Origin of the sequence: Terrilactibacillus laevilacticus (assembly GCF_006517395.1) — a bacterium.
Taxonomy (GTDB): Bacteria; Bacillota; Bacilli; order Bacillales; family Sporolactobacillaceae; genus Terrilactibacillus; species Terrilactibacillus laevilacticus.
In genome coordinates, this window is sequence record NZ_VDCY01000004.1 from 132,161 (window position 1) to 147,970 (window position 15,810).

The 15,810-nt window shown below is 34.3% G+C and carries 17 protein-coding genes and 1 other annotated feature; of the genes, 14 read left to right on the plus strand and 3 right to left on the minus strand.

The window, feature by feature from the left end:
* Positions 1–9: 9 nt before the first annotated feature.
* Positions 10–262: a binding site (T-box leader), on the minus strand.
* Between the two features lie 484 nt (positions 263–746).
* Entirely contained in the window at positions 747–1,430 is a 684-nt protein-coding gene (locus FG390_RS07005; protein WP_141190326.1) for a CBS domain-containing protein, read from the plus strand.
* A 1,276-nt stretch (positions 1,431–2,706) separates the two neighbouring features.
* On the opposite strand, the gene FG390_RS07010 is transcribed toward FG390_RS07005, so the two are convergent.
* A complete protein-coding gene (locus FG390_RS07010) occupies positions 2,707–3,225 on the minus strand; it encodes a DJ-1/PfpI family protein (RefSeq protein ID WP_141190327.1) in 519 nt (172 codons plus the stop codon).
* Positions 3,226–3,361: 136 nt separating this feature from the next.
* Here FG390_RS07010 and FG390_RS07015 point away from each other — a divergent pair, with 136 nt between their 5' ends.
* The 3 genes from FG390_RS07015 (at position 3,362) to FG390_RS07025 (ending at position 5,337) form a co-directional block, all read left to right on the plus strand.
* Complete coding sequence (locus FG390_RS07015; protein WP_141190328.1) at positions 3,362–3,745, plus strand: winged helix-turn-helix transcriptional regulator; 384 nt, start codon at positions 3,362–3,364, stop codon at positions 3,743–3,745.
* A 427-nt stretch (positions 3,746–4,172) separates the two neighbouring features.
* Positions 4,173–4,700, plus strand: a complete 528-nt coding sequence (locus FG390_RS07020; protein ID WP_141190329.1) for an HXXEE domain-containing protein — start codon at positions 4,173–4,175, stop codon at positions 4,698–4,700.
* A 61-nt stretch (positions 4,701–4,761) separates the two neighbouring features.
* Positions 4,762–5,337, plus strand: a complete 576-nt coding sequence (locus FG390_RS07025; RefSeq protein ID WP_141190330.1) for a TetR/AcrR family transcriptional regulator — start codon at positions 4,762–4,764, stop codon at positions 5,335–5,337.
* A gap of 540 nt (positions 5,338–5,877) precedes the next feature.
* Here the strand turns inward: FG390_RS07025 and FG390_RS07035 are convergent.
* Positions 5,878–6,144, minus strand: a complete 267-nt coding sequence (locus tag FG390_RS07035; RefSeq protein ID WP_141190331.1) for a DUF1294 domain-containing protein — start codon at positions 6,142–6,144, stop codon at positions 5,878–5,880.
* A 197-nt stretch (positions 6,145–6,341) separates the two neighbouring features.
* On the opposite strand from FG390_RS07035, the gene FG390_RS07040 reads away from it, so the two are divergent.
* From FG390_RS07040 to FG390_RS07080, 9 genes are all read left to right on the plus strand, one after another.
* Positions 6,342–6,809, plus strand: a complete 468-nt coding sequence (locus tag FG390_RS07040) for an ASCH domain-containing protein (protein ID WP_141190332.1) — start codon at positions 6,342–6,344, stop codon at positions 6,807–6,809.
* The gene (locus tag FG390_RS07045; protein WP_141190333.1) at positions 6,806–7,210 is read left to right on the plus strand and encodes a VOC family protein; all 405 of its coding nucleotides are present in this window, start codon (positions 6,806–6,808) and stop codon (positions 7,208–7,210) included. The genes FG390_RS07040 and FG390_RS07045 overlap by 4 nt, the downstream gene beginning before the upstream one ends.
* 99 nt (positions 7,211–7,309) lie before the next feature.
* The gene (locus FG390_RS07050; protein WP_141190334.1) at positions 7,310–7,831 is read left to right on the plus strand and encodes a GNAT family N-acetyltransferase; all 522 of its coding nucleotides are present in this window, start codon (positions 7,310–7,312) and stop codon (positions 7,829–7,831) included.
* 156 nt (positions 7,832–7,987) lie between these two features.
* Complete coding sequence (locus FG390_RS07055) at positions 7,988–9,025, plus strand: S66 family peptidase (RefSeq protein WP_141190335.1); 1,038 nt, start codon at positions 7,988–7,990, stop codon at positions 9,023–9,025.
* 202 nt (positions 9,026–9,227) lie between these two features.
* Positions 9,228–10,358, plus strand: coding sequence for a Fic family protein (locus FG390_RS07060; RefSeq protein ID WP_141190336.1), 1,131 nt, complete (start codon positions 9,228–9,230; stop codon positions 10,356–10,358).
* Positions 10,359–11,205: 847 nt separating this feature from the next.
* Positions 11,206–11,622, plus strand: coding sequence for a hypothetical protein (locus FG390_RS07065; RefSeq protein WP_141190337.1), 417 nt, complete (start codon positions 11,206–11,208; stop codon positions 11,620–11,622).
* A gap of 87 nt (positions 11,623–11,709) precedes the next feature.
* A complete protein-coding gene (locus FG390_RS07070) occupies positions 11,710–11,901 on the plus strand; it encodes a hypothetical protein (protein ID WP_141190338.1) in 192 nt (63 codons plus the stop codon).
* 357 nt (positions 11,902–12,258) lie between these two features.
* The gene (locus FG390_RS07075; RefSeq protein ID WP_141190339.1) at positions 12,259–12,699 is read left to right on the plus strand and encodes a hypothetical protein; all 441 of its coding nucleotides are present in this window, start codon (positions 12,259–12,261) and stop codon (positions 12,697–12,699) included.
* A gap of 176 nt (positions 12,700–12,875) precedes the next feature.
* The gene (locus FG390_RS07080) at positions 12,876–14,888 is read left to right on the plus strand and encodes a YhgE/Pip domain-containing protein (protein WP_141190340.1); all 2,013 of its coding nucleotides are present in this window, start codon (positions 12,876–12,878) and stop codon (positions 14,886–14,888) included.
* Positions 14,889–14,968: 80 nt separating this feature from the next.
* Here the strand turns inward: FG390_RS07080 and FG390_RS07085 are convergent, their stop codons facing one another.
* The gene (locus tag FG390_RS07085) at positions 14,969–15,346 is read right to left on the minus strand and encodes a carboxymuconolactone decarboxylase family protein (protein ID WP_141190341.1); all 378 of its coding nucleotides are present in this window, start codon (positions 15,344–15,346) and stop codon (positions 14,969–14,971) included.
* A 55-nt stretch (positions 15,347–15,401) separates the two neighbouring features.
* Between FG390_RS07085 and FG390_RS07090 the strand changes: the two genes are divergently transcribed.
* Positions 15,402–15,806 (plus strand): MerR family transcriptional regulator, encoded by a 405-nt coding sequence (locus tag FG390_RS07090; protein WP_246092700.1) that lies wholly within the window; start codon positions 15,402–15,404, stop codon positions 15,804–15,806.
* Positions 15,807–15,810: the final 4 nt, after the last annotated feature.

Consider the following 15,810-nt stretch of genomic DNA (forward strand, 5'->3'; position numbering starts at 1 on the left):
TAATTAATTTTAAGAGACGAAAGGTTGGATTAACTTCCGTGGTACCACTCTAATTATCCTTATCGTTAACGATAAGAATCACTTAGTGAGATATCAGAATATCTCGTCAGGATATTGGCTGACCGCCAGCATTACCTACTAATCATTATTTCAGTAAGCCACTCAAAGGCGAGTTCGATTTCCTTGGAATGCTGCTTTACACCAAACAGCAGCTCTCTTAGATTCTACCCGGAAATGTACTATTCCTTGTCATCGCGTAAGTTCTTATAAAATTGGGTTGAACTGAGTCTAACACCTCGAAAAATAAAAGTCAACCTAACGAGAAAATTAAGAAAATTAGGATGAAGTTTTTCTCTAATATCTATATGCAAAATATAAAGTTTATACATCTATGTATGTTATTTTTTGAAATCGAATATATCGAATCTTTCACTTTTTGACTTTTTTACACTTTAAGAAAGTATAAAAAATTCAAGGTATAAAGTATAAGTGCAACTTGCATCATCTTCTTCGATTAAGCATCGAATTGCCAAGAAGGCGAAGCCGCAGTGACACATTCTAAGCCTCTGTTTGCGCCTTATAGGCCCCGCAATCGGTAAGTTTTCTTTAATAAATTGATTATATTGATTATTAGAAGTATTTGAAAGTAAATTGACACGTTCTTAAACTATCGTTTATAATAATTCCTACCTGGTAAGTGTGATTTGGCTTGCACTAGATTAGCAGGTTAAAGGAGGATTCCTAATATGACCATTACAACTAGAGATTTTAACCAACAATTTAAACAAATTGAATCTTACATTAAGGATCCAAATTACCCAACCTTTGCAGAAACCATTCGGGCTAAAAAACAAATTAATGCTGTTATCAAATATTTTGAAAGTGATCTTTTATATTTTTCAAAGATTTATAATGCCATTAATATAGGGAAAATAGATATAAAAGAAGTCTCAGCTGAATCTATTGAAGATCTTTATTTTCACATTAAAAGAGTAGCCTCAGAACTTATCTCACCGCCAAAAGTGATTCCAAAGTTTCAATGGCCGGTAACGACCTTTGATGTCAATGACTCACTGGCTTTGATGCTTGAAACGATACGAGAAACAGGGTTTACTCAATTTCCTGTTTATGATCAGCAGGAGTTTAAAGGGATGGTCACAGATAGCGGGATTGCCATATGGCTTTCTCAAAATGTGCATGAGGATATCATCTCAATGAGTGAGACGACATTAAAGGATATTCTGGTTGTCGAACAGGGAAAGATTAATTATCTTTTTATTGATCAAGATATGGATGTCTATTCTGCTTCTGAACTGTTAACGACAAGGCATAACCATAACTACATAAATGCTTTACTTATCACGGAGCATGGTGATCCAGTGGAAGAGTTATTGGGGATCATTACCGTATGGGATGTATTTGAAAATTAGATATAAAGATTAAGAGATAAAAGAAAACTGAGAAACTTTAGTGATTTAGAGTATGACTCATTTTTTTTTACTTTTTTATACTTGAATTTTTATCTCTTATTAACGGGAATGAAGATCCCCACCTCAAGGTAATGAGTATAAACGAGCAAATATTTGTCGAGGGTATATGAAGCAGCTATTGCCTAGCCAAAAAAGAAAAGGCACTCTATCATAAATGTATACTGGCAGGCTAGTACATTTTAGAAAAAGGGATTTCCATGGAACGGAATAATAAAGAACACCGGAGTTCCTCAATTAATCCAGAAGTGGCTCAATTCGACGCCAGAGTTCCTCAATAAATATAGAAGTAGCTCAATTCGACACCGGAGTTCCTCAATTAATCCAGAAGTAGCTCAATTCGATGCCGAAGTTCCTCAATTAATCCAGAAGTAGCTCAATTCGACACCGGAGTCCCTCAATTAATCTAGATGTAGCTCAATTCGACACCGAAGTTCCTCAATTAATTCAGAAGTGGCTCAATTCGACACCGAAGTTCCTCAATTAATTCAGAAGTGGCTCAATTCGGCGCCAGAGTTCCTCAATAAATATAGAAGTAGCTCAATTCGACACCGGAGTTCCTCAATTAATCCAGAAGTGGCTCAATTCGACGCCGAAGTTCCTCAATAAATATAGAAGTAGCTCAATTCGACACCGGAGTTCCTCAATTAATCCAGAAGTAGCTCAATTCGACGCCAGAGTTCCTCAATAAATATAGAAGTAGCTCAATTCGACGTCGAAGTTCCTCAATTAATTCAGAAGTGGCTCAATTCGGCGCCGAAGTTCCTCAATTAATTCAGAAGTGGCTCAATTCGGCGCCGAAGTTCCTCAATTAATCCAGAAGTGGCTCAATTCGGCGCCGAAGTTCCTCAAATAATGAAAAGCAGCTAAAATAAGTTCAAACATAGATTAATACAACGTTAATTACACAACTCTGACATGAGATTGCACGACTTATGCATGGATTGAACCACCTCAAGGCGGAATTGCACAAATCTCAGATAACCTGGTATTTCGTTGCAGGCTCCAGGTTTAGAACGTGAGAACGAAATACCAGGTATAGCCAGCTAACGCGCGGTAGAAAAAATGTACAAAAAAAGAGTGCTATAAATATTGGTACTAAAACAACATCAAAAAAACTTGACACATACCACCAAGCCCCTTTTTTGTAAGCTAGATTTCAATCGATTATAATAAAAGAGCCCTAGAAATTCTAAGACTCTTAAGTAAAGGATTAGATTTAGTTTAAAGCTTTAACGAGACTTTTACCGAATTCTTCAGCACCATCAGGGCCGTCGCCTGTGATGATATCTTCTGCAGCTACAACATGACCGCCAACATATTTGACGTTATTTGCTTTGAGTTGATCAATTTGAACGTCAACTGGGTAGCATGTTGCATCTCGATCAGCGAGAAGCCCAGTTTTAGCAACGGTAACAGATCCTGCACAGATGCCAGAAACAAGAATTTTTTGATCATATGCTTTTTTGATTAAGCTGAGTAATTCTTCATTTCCCCAAAGGTAATCGTTTGTACCGGATCCACCAATGACTGAAATAACATCGAAATCACTTGGATTAACTTCAGTAAAAACAACTTCTGCCGTTGCTTTTCCTTCGAAATCTCCGGTGATTTCACCTGTTTTCGTACTAGCAATTGTTACATCAATGCCAGCTTCTTCTAAAGCTGCTTTTGGTTTGAATAATTCATCTTCGTTAAATCGTTCTGGGGGGATAATTAGTAATGCTTTTTTACTCATATCAATATAACCTCCTGGATATTTTTTATTTTCATCACACAACTAAGTTTACTCTTGGTTTATCGTTCTGTGAAGAATGCACTTTTTTGTAAGGTGGTTACCAAAGAGTAACTTTTGAAAGAAGGAGGTGGGCGTTTTGACAGATACACTTCGTAAAGAAATTAAAGAGAAAATCATCAATGGCGATTTTAATTGTGAAAAAGAACTAACATTATCGATCTTAAGTGGAAAATGGAAAGTCGTCATTCTTTGGCATTTAGGTGTGGAAGGTCCTCATCGATTTAGTGATCTCCAAAGACTTTTTCCAAAGATCTCCCATAAAATGTTAACCAATCAATTGCGTGAACTGATGGAAGATGGCATCGTTCATCGAGAAGTCTACCCAGAAGTTCCGCCGAGAGTGGAGTATTCCATGACTGAGTTAGGTATGACCATTCTCCCTATTGTAGAAATGATGTTTGAATGGGGAAAAAAACGAATGAAGGATTTGAAGAAGGAGATTGCAAATCAAAAGGCCTGAGAAGTGAAGGATTATTTATTTTCAAAAGGAAAGAGGTACGGAATTATATTTCTGCACCTCTTTCCTTTTTGTTTATGGATAGAATGATTAACTCCCATAGTCTTTGTAAATCTGATTCAACGATAGGTCTTATAGTGAGTTCTTTATTTTCCTGTGACATTTATTCCTCCAAGTTTTGAAACACCAACTATAAAAATCATCATAACTAATATTGTGATGATTCACAGTCATTTATTCTGTTTTCCTTTAGCTATAACTTTCGACGTTTTGGATGATTTTCCTTTTCATGACGTATAGAAAAATCATGAGAAATAATTATTGATCAATCCAAGGTTTTGAGTATATACTCGATTTGAGTGTTTACTCAAAAAGATAAATTCATGAAATTGAGCAAGAACCAAAAAGAAAAGTTTGAGGAGGTCTTCTGATGGATTTTTCGTCGTTGATTTGGCTTGTATTAAGTGTTTTTATCATTCATGATTTTGAAGAAATTATTGTTGTAGAGAAATGGCTCAATAAAAATGAAAAAAGAATTCTAAGTGTTTTACCAAAAAGATTTCACGGATATTTTAATCGTGTATTTCCAAGACATACTGCGGGATTTTCAGTGGCTGTACTGGTTGAGTATATTGGAATTCTTTTCATGGTATTTCTTGCTTTATGGGGCCAAGAGTATGAATGGTCGATTGTGGGTATTCTTTCCGTTGTCTCTATTCTTTTCTTGCATAGTTTTACTCATCTCGCTCAGGCTATCGTGTTAAAAGGCTATACCCCAGGGGTTTTAACGGCTATTATTTTGTTAATCCCTTTTTGTATCTATTTTTTTTCTTATGTTCTTCAAATGGGTTTAATCAATTGGATGATGATTTTAATTAGTGTGCCTGTCGGGGTTGTATTAACTTTATTTTTAAATCAACTCGGATTATTCTTAGGTAAACAACTAGAAAAAGATTAAGTACCAGTTAAGTTACATGATTTGAAATGTATGATTAATTGTACCGAGGAGTTTTTAAATTATGCCGACAAAGAAAGAATTAATTTTAGAAAGTGCTTTAGAACTATTTTGTGAGAAAGGTTTTTCTGCTACAACAACAAAAGAAATTGCTAATCGAAGTGGCGTAGCAGAAGGACTCATCTTTTATCACTTTAAAGATAAAAATACATTATTACGGCAACTCACGCAGAGATATTCTTTTGTTGGATCCATTCAAGAGGAAATGAAAACATTAGGTGAATGGGAACCCTATCAAGCATTGAAGACTTTTGGTGAGATATATGTCAATTTTCTTTCCAGCAATAAAAAATTTCTTTTATTTGTTTGGTCTCCTGAAATGATAACCAATCATGACATAAGTGATGAATTAGGGAAAGCTCTTATATCGATGCGGGACTTTGCGAGTGATTTGCTTCAAAAAATGATTCGAGTTCCAATTGATAAGCAGGATTTAGCTCTTTCATCTTCCATGTTTCTTTCGACATTAATGACCTTTGTTTTGGTTCAAGGGAGAATGCTGGATTCTGTATCTATAGAAACTGATCAATATGTAAAAAAAGTGTTAGATAAAGTAGTAAACGGATTAAAGCCAAAGTGAATCCAGGGACAAACAATGATTGAATTTAAGAGCGATAGGTTAAAAATTTCAGAACTCGAGGAATAATTTTTAGATTCTTTTTTTGAGGTGTATATTTCTAACACTGATTTCTTTCTTAGACGTGAAGGATCACGATTACTATGACATGGATATGTTTCCAAGAGACTGGTTAATGGCACAGATGAAACTGGAAGACATATCCTTGGTATTACTTTAGAAGATAGCGGGACGCCGGTTGGCATGATGGACTATCTTGAGAAAAATCTAACAGATAATCATTCTGGTTAGGTTTACGATTAATTCACAAAGATTATCAGCGAAATGGGCTAGGTAAAGAGGTCTTTACATGTTTCGCAAATTATCTAAGGACACAGGGAATTAGGACGATGCGTGCCGGTATTCAAACTTCTTCCTCTGAATTAATATTCTTAAATAAGTTAGGGTTTCGCTCATTATCTAAAACTAGCGAAACAGATTTAAGAAAGCAAATCATGGAGTACGAACTTTTGTAGATTCCCTTCTTAAAAACAATAACCTATTTCAGCGTAAAAATAGGAAAAAAACAATCGCAATTTGAAGAATCGCTAAGGTTGGGAATCCTAATTTAAAATGAATATGTTTTGTTTTATGCCTGAATAAGTGCATACCTAAGGTTGAACCGAGAGCTCCACCAAAGAAAGCTACTAGCCACAACTTTGATTCACTAATTCGATACTGTCTATGTTTGGCTTTGTATTTATCTAGATACATGACAAATAAGCCAATAATATTCAAAATGATAAGATAAAGAAACACTACTTCTATCAAGCTAATAACCTCTTTTTTGTGATTTTTTTTTATGAGTATATTAAAGGATTCGATGGCTTTTTAAGTAATTCATACAATACATCTAAATCAAATCTGTATCTTTTACTATAATATATTTTTTATGGTTATCAATAGATTACATAACAAATCGCTGTAGCTCATAATAGAGCAGAAAACTAATCAAAGGATGGATTTTTATGACACCTGAAGACATGTGGTCAAATTATTTAAAATTAATGAATAAAAACATACAAACGAAAAGGTCATACGATGTTTGGAGTTTCGGTACTCAAGCTGATGAATTGGCTGATCTTGTTTTAAAAGAGAAAAAAACAGCAACCACCTCTCTATACTATTTGTATGAGATTGAAAATGAAAAACTTCCGGAAAAAGGTGATATAGGCATCATTACAAATTCCAAGGGTGATGCAAAATGTATCATACAAACCAAACAAGTTGATGTTTTACCTTTTTATGAAGTTACGAGTGACTTTGCTTTTAAAGAAGGTGAAGGTGATCGATCATTAGAGTACTGGAGGAAAGTACATATTCAGTTTTTTGAAAATGAATTAAAAGAGATAAATAAAGCTTTTTCGGAAGATATGTTAGTGGTTTGTGAGGAGTTTGAAATGATTTATAAATTGAATCATCGGAGTGATACATAATGAGCGGACTTATTCATCATATCGAATTCAACGTTTCTAATTTATCTCATTCCATTCATTTCTGGGGATGGTTTTTAGAGAAGTTAGGTTATGAGCCTTTTCAAGAATGGACTGAGGGGAAGAGTTATAGACTAGGTGATACATATATTGTCTTTGTTCAAACTCGGGAAAAATATCTTAATCATCCCTATCATAGATGCGGGACTGGACTTAATCATTTAGCTTTTCACGCTGATTCTCGTCAAGAGGTTGACGAGATTACGAACGAGTTAATAAAACGAAGGGTGAAAATTCTTTATATGGACAAGCATCCATTTGCTGGAGGAGACGATTATTATGCAGTTTATTTTGAGGATCCAGATCGAATGAAGATTGAACTTGTTGCGCCGCCATTGAAGTAAGCTTTTTTTATTCATTTCGTAATTTTAATAAAATGCCCCTTCTGTAAATTATTTTAAATTTGGTATCGTAGTAGTTTTTTTCATAAATGTGGTTCAAATATGGAAATAAAAGGTAATATTGTCATAAGACAAGCAGTTAAAGAGGATGCCAGGAAAATAATTGAATATCTTGAGACCATTGCAGCGGAGTCTGATTATCTTTCATTTGGAGAAGGTGAATTTCATGTTACTGTTAAACAAGAAGAAGCCTTTCTAGAAGATCATAAAAAACAAAAAAACTCGATATATTTAGTTGCTGAAACGGACGGTATAATTATTGGATGTTCCAATCTTACGGGCGGTTTAAAGCCAAGAAATTTTCATACTGCTGAATTTGGAATCAGTGTTCAGAAAGACTACTGGGGGAAGCATGTTGGTAAAACATTAATGCAAGAGATTATAAAATTAGCCAAAGATGAAGGTGTAATAAAAAAAATCAACTTACTCGTGCGGAGTGATAACACAAAAGCGATTCATTTATACTACACTTTTGGTTTTGTAGAAGAGGGATTAATTACAAAAGATCTCTTTATCGATGGTGTTTACTATGATTCTATCATGATGGGATTATGGTTGGATTAGAAGGAATAAATCATAAACAGATGAAAAAGCCGAGAAAAGTTTCGCATTTATAAAACATATTAAGGATTTACCAAAAGATGCGAAACAAATCTACTAGATAAAAACAGGTAACATTCAAGTGAAAATAGTCTTCAAATTTTGCTAGGAGGATTAAAGATGCTAAATCTTATTAAACCTGAAAAGTTAAATAGAGGGGATAAAATCGCTACTGTTAGTCTTTCTTGGGGTGGTGCAGGAGACAAAGATTTACTCTGGCGCTATGAACAAGGCAAGGAACGGCTTAAAGAATTATTTGGTCTTGAAGTTGTTGAAATGAAACATACATTAAAAGGCTCTGATTATATTTATAAGCATCCTGAAAAAAGGGCAGAAGATTTAATGCAAGCATTCGCTGACCCTTCGATTAAAGGGATTATTGCCTGTATTGGGGGAATCGATAGTATCAGAATGTTACCATATATTGATTTTGATCTGATCCGTGATAATCCTAAAATTTTCATGAGATATTCAGACAGTACGGTGACTCATTTTATGTGTTTAAAGGCGGGGATATCAAGCTTCTACGGCGCGTCTGTTCTGACTGACTTCGCTGAAAATGTTTCCATGCCGGAATATTCTATTGAATGGATCAAAAAAGTATTATTTCAAAATCAAACGATTGGTGAGATTCAAACATCAAATACGTGGACAGGCGAAAGATTAGAATGGACGATAGAAAATAAAAACGTGACGAGAAATTTTATCAAAAATACAGGATATGAACTCCTGCAAGGTCAAAAAACAGTTTCTGGACGATTAATCGGTGGTTATCTTGAAGTAATAGATATGATGAAAGGGACCCCTTTATTCCCCGAGTTACATTGTTTTGATGACTCCATCTTATTTCTTGAAACGTCAGAGGAATTTCCTCCTGTTTGGATGGTTGAAACAAGCCTAAGAAGTTATGGGATTATGGGTATACTTGAGAGAATTAATGGCATTATTTTCGGAAAACCGCAGGAGAATAAATATTATGAAGAATATAAACGAGTGATTCTGCAAGTTGTAAAAGAATTTGGTAGAGAAGATTTGCCTATTCTCTATAATGCGAGTTTTGGTCATAATGAACCAAAATGTATACTTCCATATGGTGCTTTAACTGAAATTAATTGTGACAAACCTGGACTTTCCATTATAGAGAATGGGGTAATATAGTCGGATGGTCTATATTTCGGTTTAACTTAGTTTAGGTGCCGCTTCGCCAAAATCCGCCTAGAACATTAACGTTAGATATAGGTATAATCCCCTGTCAAACAGTATCGTGTCATTTTTTATAAACGCAGTTTTATTAATATTTTGCGTTTATTGATAAAAAAGGATGTAGTTAAGGAAAATAATGAAGAAAGGGATGTTAATTATGGCGAGACAAGGATTAGCGAAATTACCTGTTTCAGTTGATATTCCCAGTGCCTTAACCATCCTGCAACTATTACCTCAAATTAGTAATAAGATTGGAAGACTTGAGTCGGATTTTAAACATTCGGTTGTTAGTGATGCACTTGTACAAATATTATCACTGAGTGAATCTGTTGAATCAACAAGAATCGAAGGAACTCAAGTAACTTTTACAGATATGATTGAAGAAAAAGATAATAAGAACCCAAGATCGGAAATCAAAAAGGTTAGTAATTATCAACATGCGCTAATGACTGGTTTTGAGAGGATTCGTAACGGATATCCTATATCGACTCGGTTAATAAAAGAGCTACATCAGTTATTAATGGAAGGTGCCAGAGGTTCTACTCAAGCTTCAGGAGAATTTAGAAAAATACAGAACTTTATCGGTCCAACAAATAAAATAGAAGATGCATCGTATATCCCTATTACAGCTGAAAAAATTAATGAATATATGGAGAACTTGGAGTATTTTATTAATGGACATCCATATGGTGTAAATTTATCAATAAATCAACGAGACGAACAACAATTTATTTTTGATGAACATGCGAATGAATTAATAAAAACGGCGATATTGCATGCGCAATTTGAGTCAATACATCCGTTTTTAGATGGCAATGGAAGGTTAGGGCGTATCTTAATTGTATTACACTTAATGCAGTCAAAGGTTATTTCTCAACCTATTTTCTTTGTAAGTGAAGAATTAGAAAAAGAAAGACCTAGATACTATGAAATGTTGAATGCCGTTCGAGGAAAGAACCCAAATTGGGGAGATTGGATCTTATTCTTTTTAAATGCAAGTGATCGCATGTCGGATAGATTAATAAAAAAATTATCAGATGCTGAAGTTCTTGCTCACAAAGGTTTGGGATTGTGCGGTACCGATTCTGAAGCAAAGGTCTGGCTTTATACCTTTTCAAATCCTTTCACTACTACATCAAAAGCAGCTGTTGCGGCGAGATTATCTCCGAATACGACAAGAAAGGCATTAAAATCGTTAGTAGATAAAAAATTGCTATTCACTGACTCTGAAACATTAAGAAATAAAAAATACCGTAATTATGATTTAATGCGTATATTACGTGATTAGTGGATAATGAACTTAATATAAATCATCCTGATCCTTTTCATTATTCTGGGATGAATTAATTTTTTTAGAAGGATATGGATTCTTTTATCATAAAAGGAAAGTGAGGGCATTCATGTGACTTATGATATTCCCAAAACATATACCATCGCTTCTACTAAAATGATCAATTTCCAAGTCAACATAAAGGTTCATATTCTATTAATAATGTTAAAGAAATATTTGTTGCATTTCTAAAAAAGCCACAATATACCACTATTAAGAGTGGACAGACAGCCATTCGTGTATTTGGAACGGATGAACAGGAATGTCAGGAAATCTCTAAAGAAGCTTCCAAGGCGCTTTCATTTTATCAGAAAAAATCAAGTGCAATGTTATGGAAACTATTTGAAAATAGAGGTGGCATTAAAGGGGCAGAAAAATTTCTTAAGACTTACTTCCGACTATATCGATTCAAGGAGGTTAACACTCAAGAATTCGTCAGATTCACAAGTATTATTTTAATCTTAAAAACAACTCAATATTTAAAGGATGGTTGGTATTAAACAAAGAGCGTTAAAAAATATCCGATAACGTTAAGTACTTTTAACTCTTTACAGTACTTTCATTGATATAAAGTTAGAGATTAGTGATTTAAATGACATTTTTACTGATTAAATAAACACAGATCAACTGACTATTAATATGGTCAAAGCCGAATTAAGTTAACCAATGATATTTAATAAGTTCATTAACTTTTTGTCCAGTTCATTACTAGTGAGATAAGAACTTCAATATATTTAGTTCTAATGTGTCTTTGACATAGTATACATGCTTTATATGGGAATTATTAAGTATGAGGGAGAGTAATATGAAAAGAAATCTAATCACCCTATCGACTATTATCTTAGTTTGTGTTATTAGTCTATCAATAGCTCGTTTTTATTCTCAATTACACAAGCCTGTTTCTGCGAAAGATACAAATGATAAAGATAAACCCAATGTCATAACACATGAAGAAGAACAGTATGTAACAGCCATGTCAAAAATGATAGGCAAATCAAAGTTTGTCGATAAAGTGACTAAAGAATTAAAAGCAAACGGATATCGATCTACTGGAGCGGCAGCCATAGAAATTGGCGTTGATAAAAAACTAATCACTATTATGATCAAAAAAGATCAAAAGATAAGTGATCAAGAAAAAGAAGAAATTTCCCATATAGTGAATAATGAAGCAATAAAAAATAAATTAGGCTCCTTTATTGTTAAAACTCAATATGTGGATTGAAATAAAATAAAATTAACATTCTAGACTTTATTCTTAAAATGAATTTACTTTTTGTGCCGTATTTAACTTTACAGAGGAGGGATGAACATGCGAAAGATTTTTGGTGTTATATCCATAACTCCCTTTGTAATATCTCTTGTGCTTTATTTGATGTGGTTTTTTAGCCATGCTGGCGATCTTTTTTCTGATCGAGTCATTTATTTAATCGCAGTTATTTTATCTTTTATGGTTATGATTACATCTATCTTAAGCAATTACGCACTCAGAATAATAGGATAAATTGGAAATGCTATTGTCGTTTTTTTTGCAGTTATCCTACCTGCTTTATCCGTATTCTTCTGGAACAAACCTTAGAAAGAATAAGACTTAACACGAAAAATGTTACATTGCTTTTTTGTTTTGATTCTTTATTTATTGTTATTTTACTTAACACTTAAGCCATCTAAGTGAATACATCCTCCAACACCCTTGACGAGGGAGTCAATCTGAGGATCCAGTCGGATGACGAATAGTATGATTGAATGGTCTTTTGTTATTCAATTAATTTTAGAATCATCGTTTCACTAATCATAGATCACTTTCCCCTTCTTGGTGGTTAATGTTAAACTATTACACAATAGAAAGGGGGACGGAATATTGAAAAAATTTATGTTGTTTTTAGGGGTATTTGTAATTATTTTAACTGGGTGTTCAAATGAAAAGACTTCTGATTTTAATCTTAATGAGGCTAAGAAAGTTAAACTGAAATTAGATCAAAAACAAACTTCTAAAGATGGTATAAGATATATGATAAATTTAATTAATGGTAGTCATTTCACTTTAAAGCAAAATGATGTTTTTGTTTCATTCCCTATAAAAATTAAGGGTGGACAAAAAGGTAATGAATTTAAGATATTAGCTAAAGGAAATGAATTAAATATTAAGCCAGGGGAAGAAGTTAGATTGAATGCTTTTGTACCTTTTGATGGGATTGATAGAAACAGACTATTAGTTGATGATCCTCAAGTTGAAATCTTGGGTTATGGGAATAAACTGGATGGGCAACATTTATTTAATGCCACTCATCCACTCCAATAAAAAGATATCACAGGTCAAATTCTCCATGTTTAAGGTGGACAATCGATAAATTCATAATAAAGGAAGTCAAAAATAGCTCATCTACCAAAGATCAGCTAAATTGTATTTTTTCCACCTGATCAACAAATCCTAACAATAAGGATAGACACTGTCTAAAATTATGTTAGGAGAAAATCATGAGCAAGATTTTACATATCTATCAATTAGATTGGATAAAAATGTGTCGCACACCCTCGATCTTAGTTTTGGTCCTTGGGCTAATCTTTCTTCCATCCGCCTATGCCTGGATTAATATAAAAGCCTTATGGGATCCTTATAGTCATACATCTGGGATAAAAGTAGCTGTGATAAATGAAGATCAAGGGGCAAAGATTCAAGGCAAGACCATCCACGTTGGTGATGAAATCATCGATAAGTTAAAACATAACCACAATCTTGGCTGGGAATTTGTAGATCGTGAAACGGGGGAAGACGGTCTTAAAGAAGGGTCATATTATGCAAGCATCCTCATTCCAAAAAATTTCTCAACAGATATCTCGAGTATTCTTAAGGATCATCCAAAAAAACCAGAACTCAAATTTTCGGTGAATGAAAAAATCAATTCGGTAGCACCTAAAGTGGCTACTTCAGGCGCTACGACAATTACGACAGAAATTAGACAAGCATTTATCAAGACAGTGGGAAAAGCCTTGTTTACGGAATTCAACAAAGTTGGGCTTGAATTAAAGCAAGATATGCCTTTGTTTTTACATACTAAAAACCAAATTAATCAATTGGAAGATGCTCTTCCTCAAATTAGAAAAATGGGGCAAGAGGCTATTTTGTTAGAAAAAAAATTACCTGAAATCAAGGCGAAAGGTCAAAAGGTCATCTTATTAGAAAATCGACTATCAGACATTGATAGAGCAGGAGATACGATTTTAAAAGTTGAAGATAAATTACCTTTAATAAATGAAGCTGGAGATCAAATTATGGCGATTCAAAACAAAGTGGATCGTATGGATCGTGCAGCTGGCTTAGTCAATCATCAAGTTAGTAGTAATTTGTCTGAAATTTCGGAAGCACTGAATGATGAAATTCGTCGTTTACAACAAATAACAGCATCGAATCAAGAAATAACAGGAAATCAACAGGAACTAGAAAGTCAATACACAGAATTACAAGATATCAGAAATGAAATTCAAGCGGTTAGTCAAGGATTAGACCAACGACTTACAAAGGCTGCAAGTATGCTTCAATCAACTTCACAATTTATGAGTCAGGATCTTCCTACGGTGGAACAGAAAATACATCGTGCGGCCAATTTTGTAAGAAACGATTTACCAAAGCTCGAACAGGATGTACGAAGAGCATCAGATTTGGTTCGAACAAAGCTTCCACAAGTGGAACAGGTGATCAAAAGAGCAGCCAATTTTGCAAGAAATGACTTGCCAACATTTGAAAAAGACGTTCACACAGCATCTAATAAAATCAACCAATTTTCTAATAATATGAATTTGAATGACGCCATTAATATGCTCATGCATGATCCCCAATCACACAGTGAATTCTTATCGAATCCGATTACCTTGAAAACGGAGAGGGTATTCCCTATTCCTAATTATGGTTCGGCTATGTCCCCTTTTTATACGGTACTTGCATTTTGGGTTGGGGCGACATTATTAATTTCGTCTTTACCAACGAGGGTGGAGGATCAAAAACATTTGTATACACCTAGGCAAAAGTACTTAGGACGACTTCTATCATTCTTAAGTATGGGTTTAGCCCAAGCAGCTGTTGTGTCTTTAGGAGATATCTATTTAATCAAAACCTACATTGTCAATAAAGGTTTATTCTTTTTGCTTTGCCTTCTCAGCAGTTTGGTATTTATTACGATCACCTATACGTTATGTTCATTATTTGGAAATATCGGAAAAGGACTATCGGTTATTATCCTTGTCCTACAAATATCGGCATCGAGCGGAACCTTTCCAGTCAGTATGACACCGTCCTTCTTTCAAACACTAAGTCCATTTTTGCCTTTCACCTATGCGATCAGCATGGTTCGGGAATCAGTAGGAGGTGTGGTGGCACATATTGTTGTTCAAGATGTGCTCATTTTACTTTTGTATCTAATCATTAGTTTAGGTATAGCCTTAATTTATAATGGATTTAGAGGAAGATTTATGGAAAGATCTAAGCCTATGTGAGTCAGACAATAAAAAACTGGACCGGCATAAAAAAGAATTTCTTAGCCAATAAAATATGGCTCAAGAAATTCTTTTTTTGCTCAAAATGATCTTGATTGAAAAACCTCTTTCGCTACAAATACAGCATTCAAGACTCTTGGAAATCCAACATAAGGGATGCATTGAATGAATGTCTCAATAATTTTCTCCTGCCCTATACCGACATTGAGTGCCCCATTAATGTGAACCGTCAGTTGTTTTTCTGTTGCTCCAAGGGTTGTCAAGCAGCTAAGCGTCACGAGTTCGCGTTCTTGTAGATCTAATGCAGGACGTGTGTAAATATCACCGAATGCAAATTCAATAATGAATTTACCGAGATCTGGAGCAATGTCTTTTAACGATTCAATCACTTTATCTCCTTGGTCTCCATCAACTTCTCCTAGTTTTTCTAACCCTAACTCATAGCGATTTTTTTCCATATTGATGACCTCCCATTTTTCTTATAAAATGATCATAATGGCTGGAGTTAACTCCATGTCAACCATAAAATGGAGTGATAAGATGAGTTATTCCATCGGAACTTTTGCTGAAATAGTGAACTTGAGCATTGATACACTGCGCTACTATGAAAAAGAAGGATTAATCATTCCAGAGAGGGATGAACATAACAGACGAACCTATACAGAAAAAGATAGAGAGTGGATCGCCTTTATTTTAAGATTAAAAGAAACGGCCATGCCGATTAAAAAGATTAAAGAATACGCTAGGTTAAGATATGAAGGTGATTCAACCATGAAGGAGAGACGAGCGATGCTAGAGCAACATCGCTTATTCATAATAGAGGAGAAAAAGAAACTAGAAGAAAACCTTAAGCATTTGGATAAAAAAATTTTGACCTACCATGCGATGATTGATAAGTATGAGAAATCAAAAAGTTGACATT

Excerpts from the sequence above, each read along its gene's own strand:
- FG390_RS07005 (WP_141190326.1), top strand. The coding sequence starts at position 747 with ATGACCATTACAACTAGAGATTTTAACCAACAATTTAAACAAATTGAA.
- FG390_RS07010 (WP_141190327.1), bottom strand. The coding sequence starts at position 3,225 with ATGAGTAAAAAAGCATTACTAATTATCCCCCCAGAACGATTTAACGAA.
- FG390_RS07020 (WP_141190329.1), top strand. The coding sequence starts at position 4,173 with ATGGATTTTTCGTCGTTGATTTGGCTTGTATTAAGTGTTTTTATCATT.
- FG390_RS07025 (WP_141190330.1), top strand. The coding sequence starts at position 4,762 with ATGCCGACAAAGAAAGAATTAATTTTAGAAAGTGCTTTAGAACTATTT.
- FG390_RS07040 (WP_141190332.1), top strand. The coding sequence starts at position 6,342 with ATGACACCTGAAGACATGTGGTCAAATTATTTAAAATTAATGAATAAA.
- FG390_RS07050 (WP_141190334.1), top strand. The coding sequence starts at position 7,310 with ATGGAAATAAAAGGTAATATTGTCATAAGACAAGCAGTTAAAGAGGAT.
- FG390_RS07055 (WP_141190335.1), top strand. The coding sequence starts at position 7,988 with ATGCTAAATCTTATTAAACCTGAAAAGTTAAATAGAGGGGATAAAATC.
- FG390_RS07060 (WP_141190336.1), top strand. The coding sequence starts at position 9,228 with ATGGCGAGACAAGGATTAGCGAAATTACCTGTTTCAGTTGATATTCCC.
- FG390_RS07065 (WP_141190337.1), top strand. The coding sequence starts at position 11,206 with ATGAAAAGAAATCTAATCACCCTATCGACTATTATCTTAGTTTGTGTT.
- FG390_RS07070 (WP_141190338.1), top strand. The coding sequence starts at position 11,710 with ATGCGAAAGATTTTTGGTGTTATATCCATAACTCCCTTTGTAATATCT.
- FG390_RS07080 (WP_141190340.1), top strand. The coding sequence starts at position 12,876 with ATGAGCAAGATTTTACATATCTATCAATTAGATTGGATAAAAATGTGT.
- FG390_RS07085 (WP_141190341.1), bottom strand. The coding sequence starts at position 15,346 with ATGGAAAAAAATCGCTATGAGTTAGGGTTAGAAAAACTAGGAGAAGTT.
- FG390_RS07090 (WP_246092700.1), top strand. The coding sequence starts at position 15,402 with ATGTCAACCATAAAATGGAGTGATAAGATGAGTTATTCCATCGGAACT.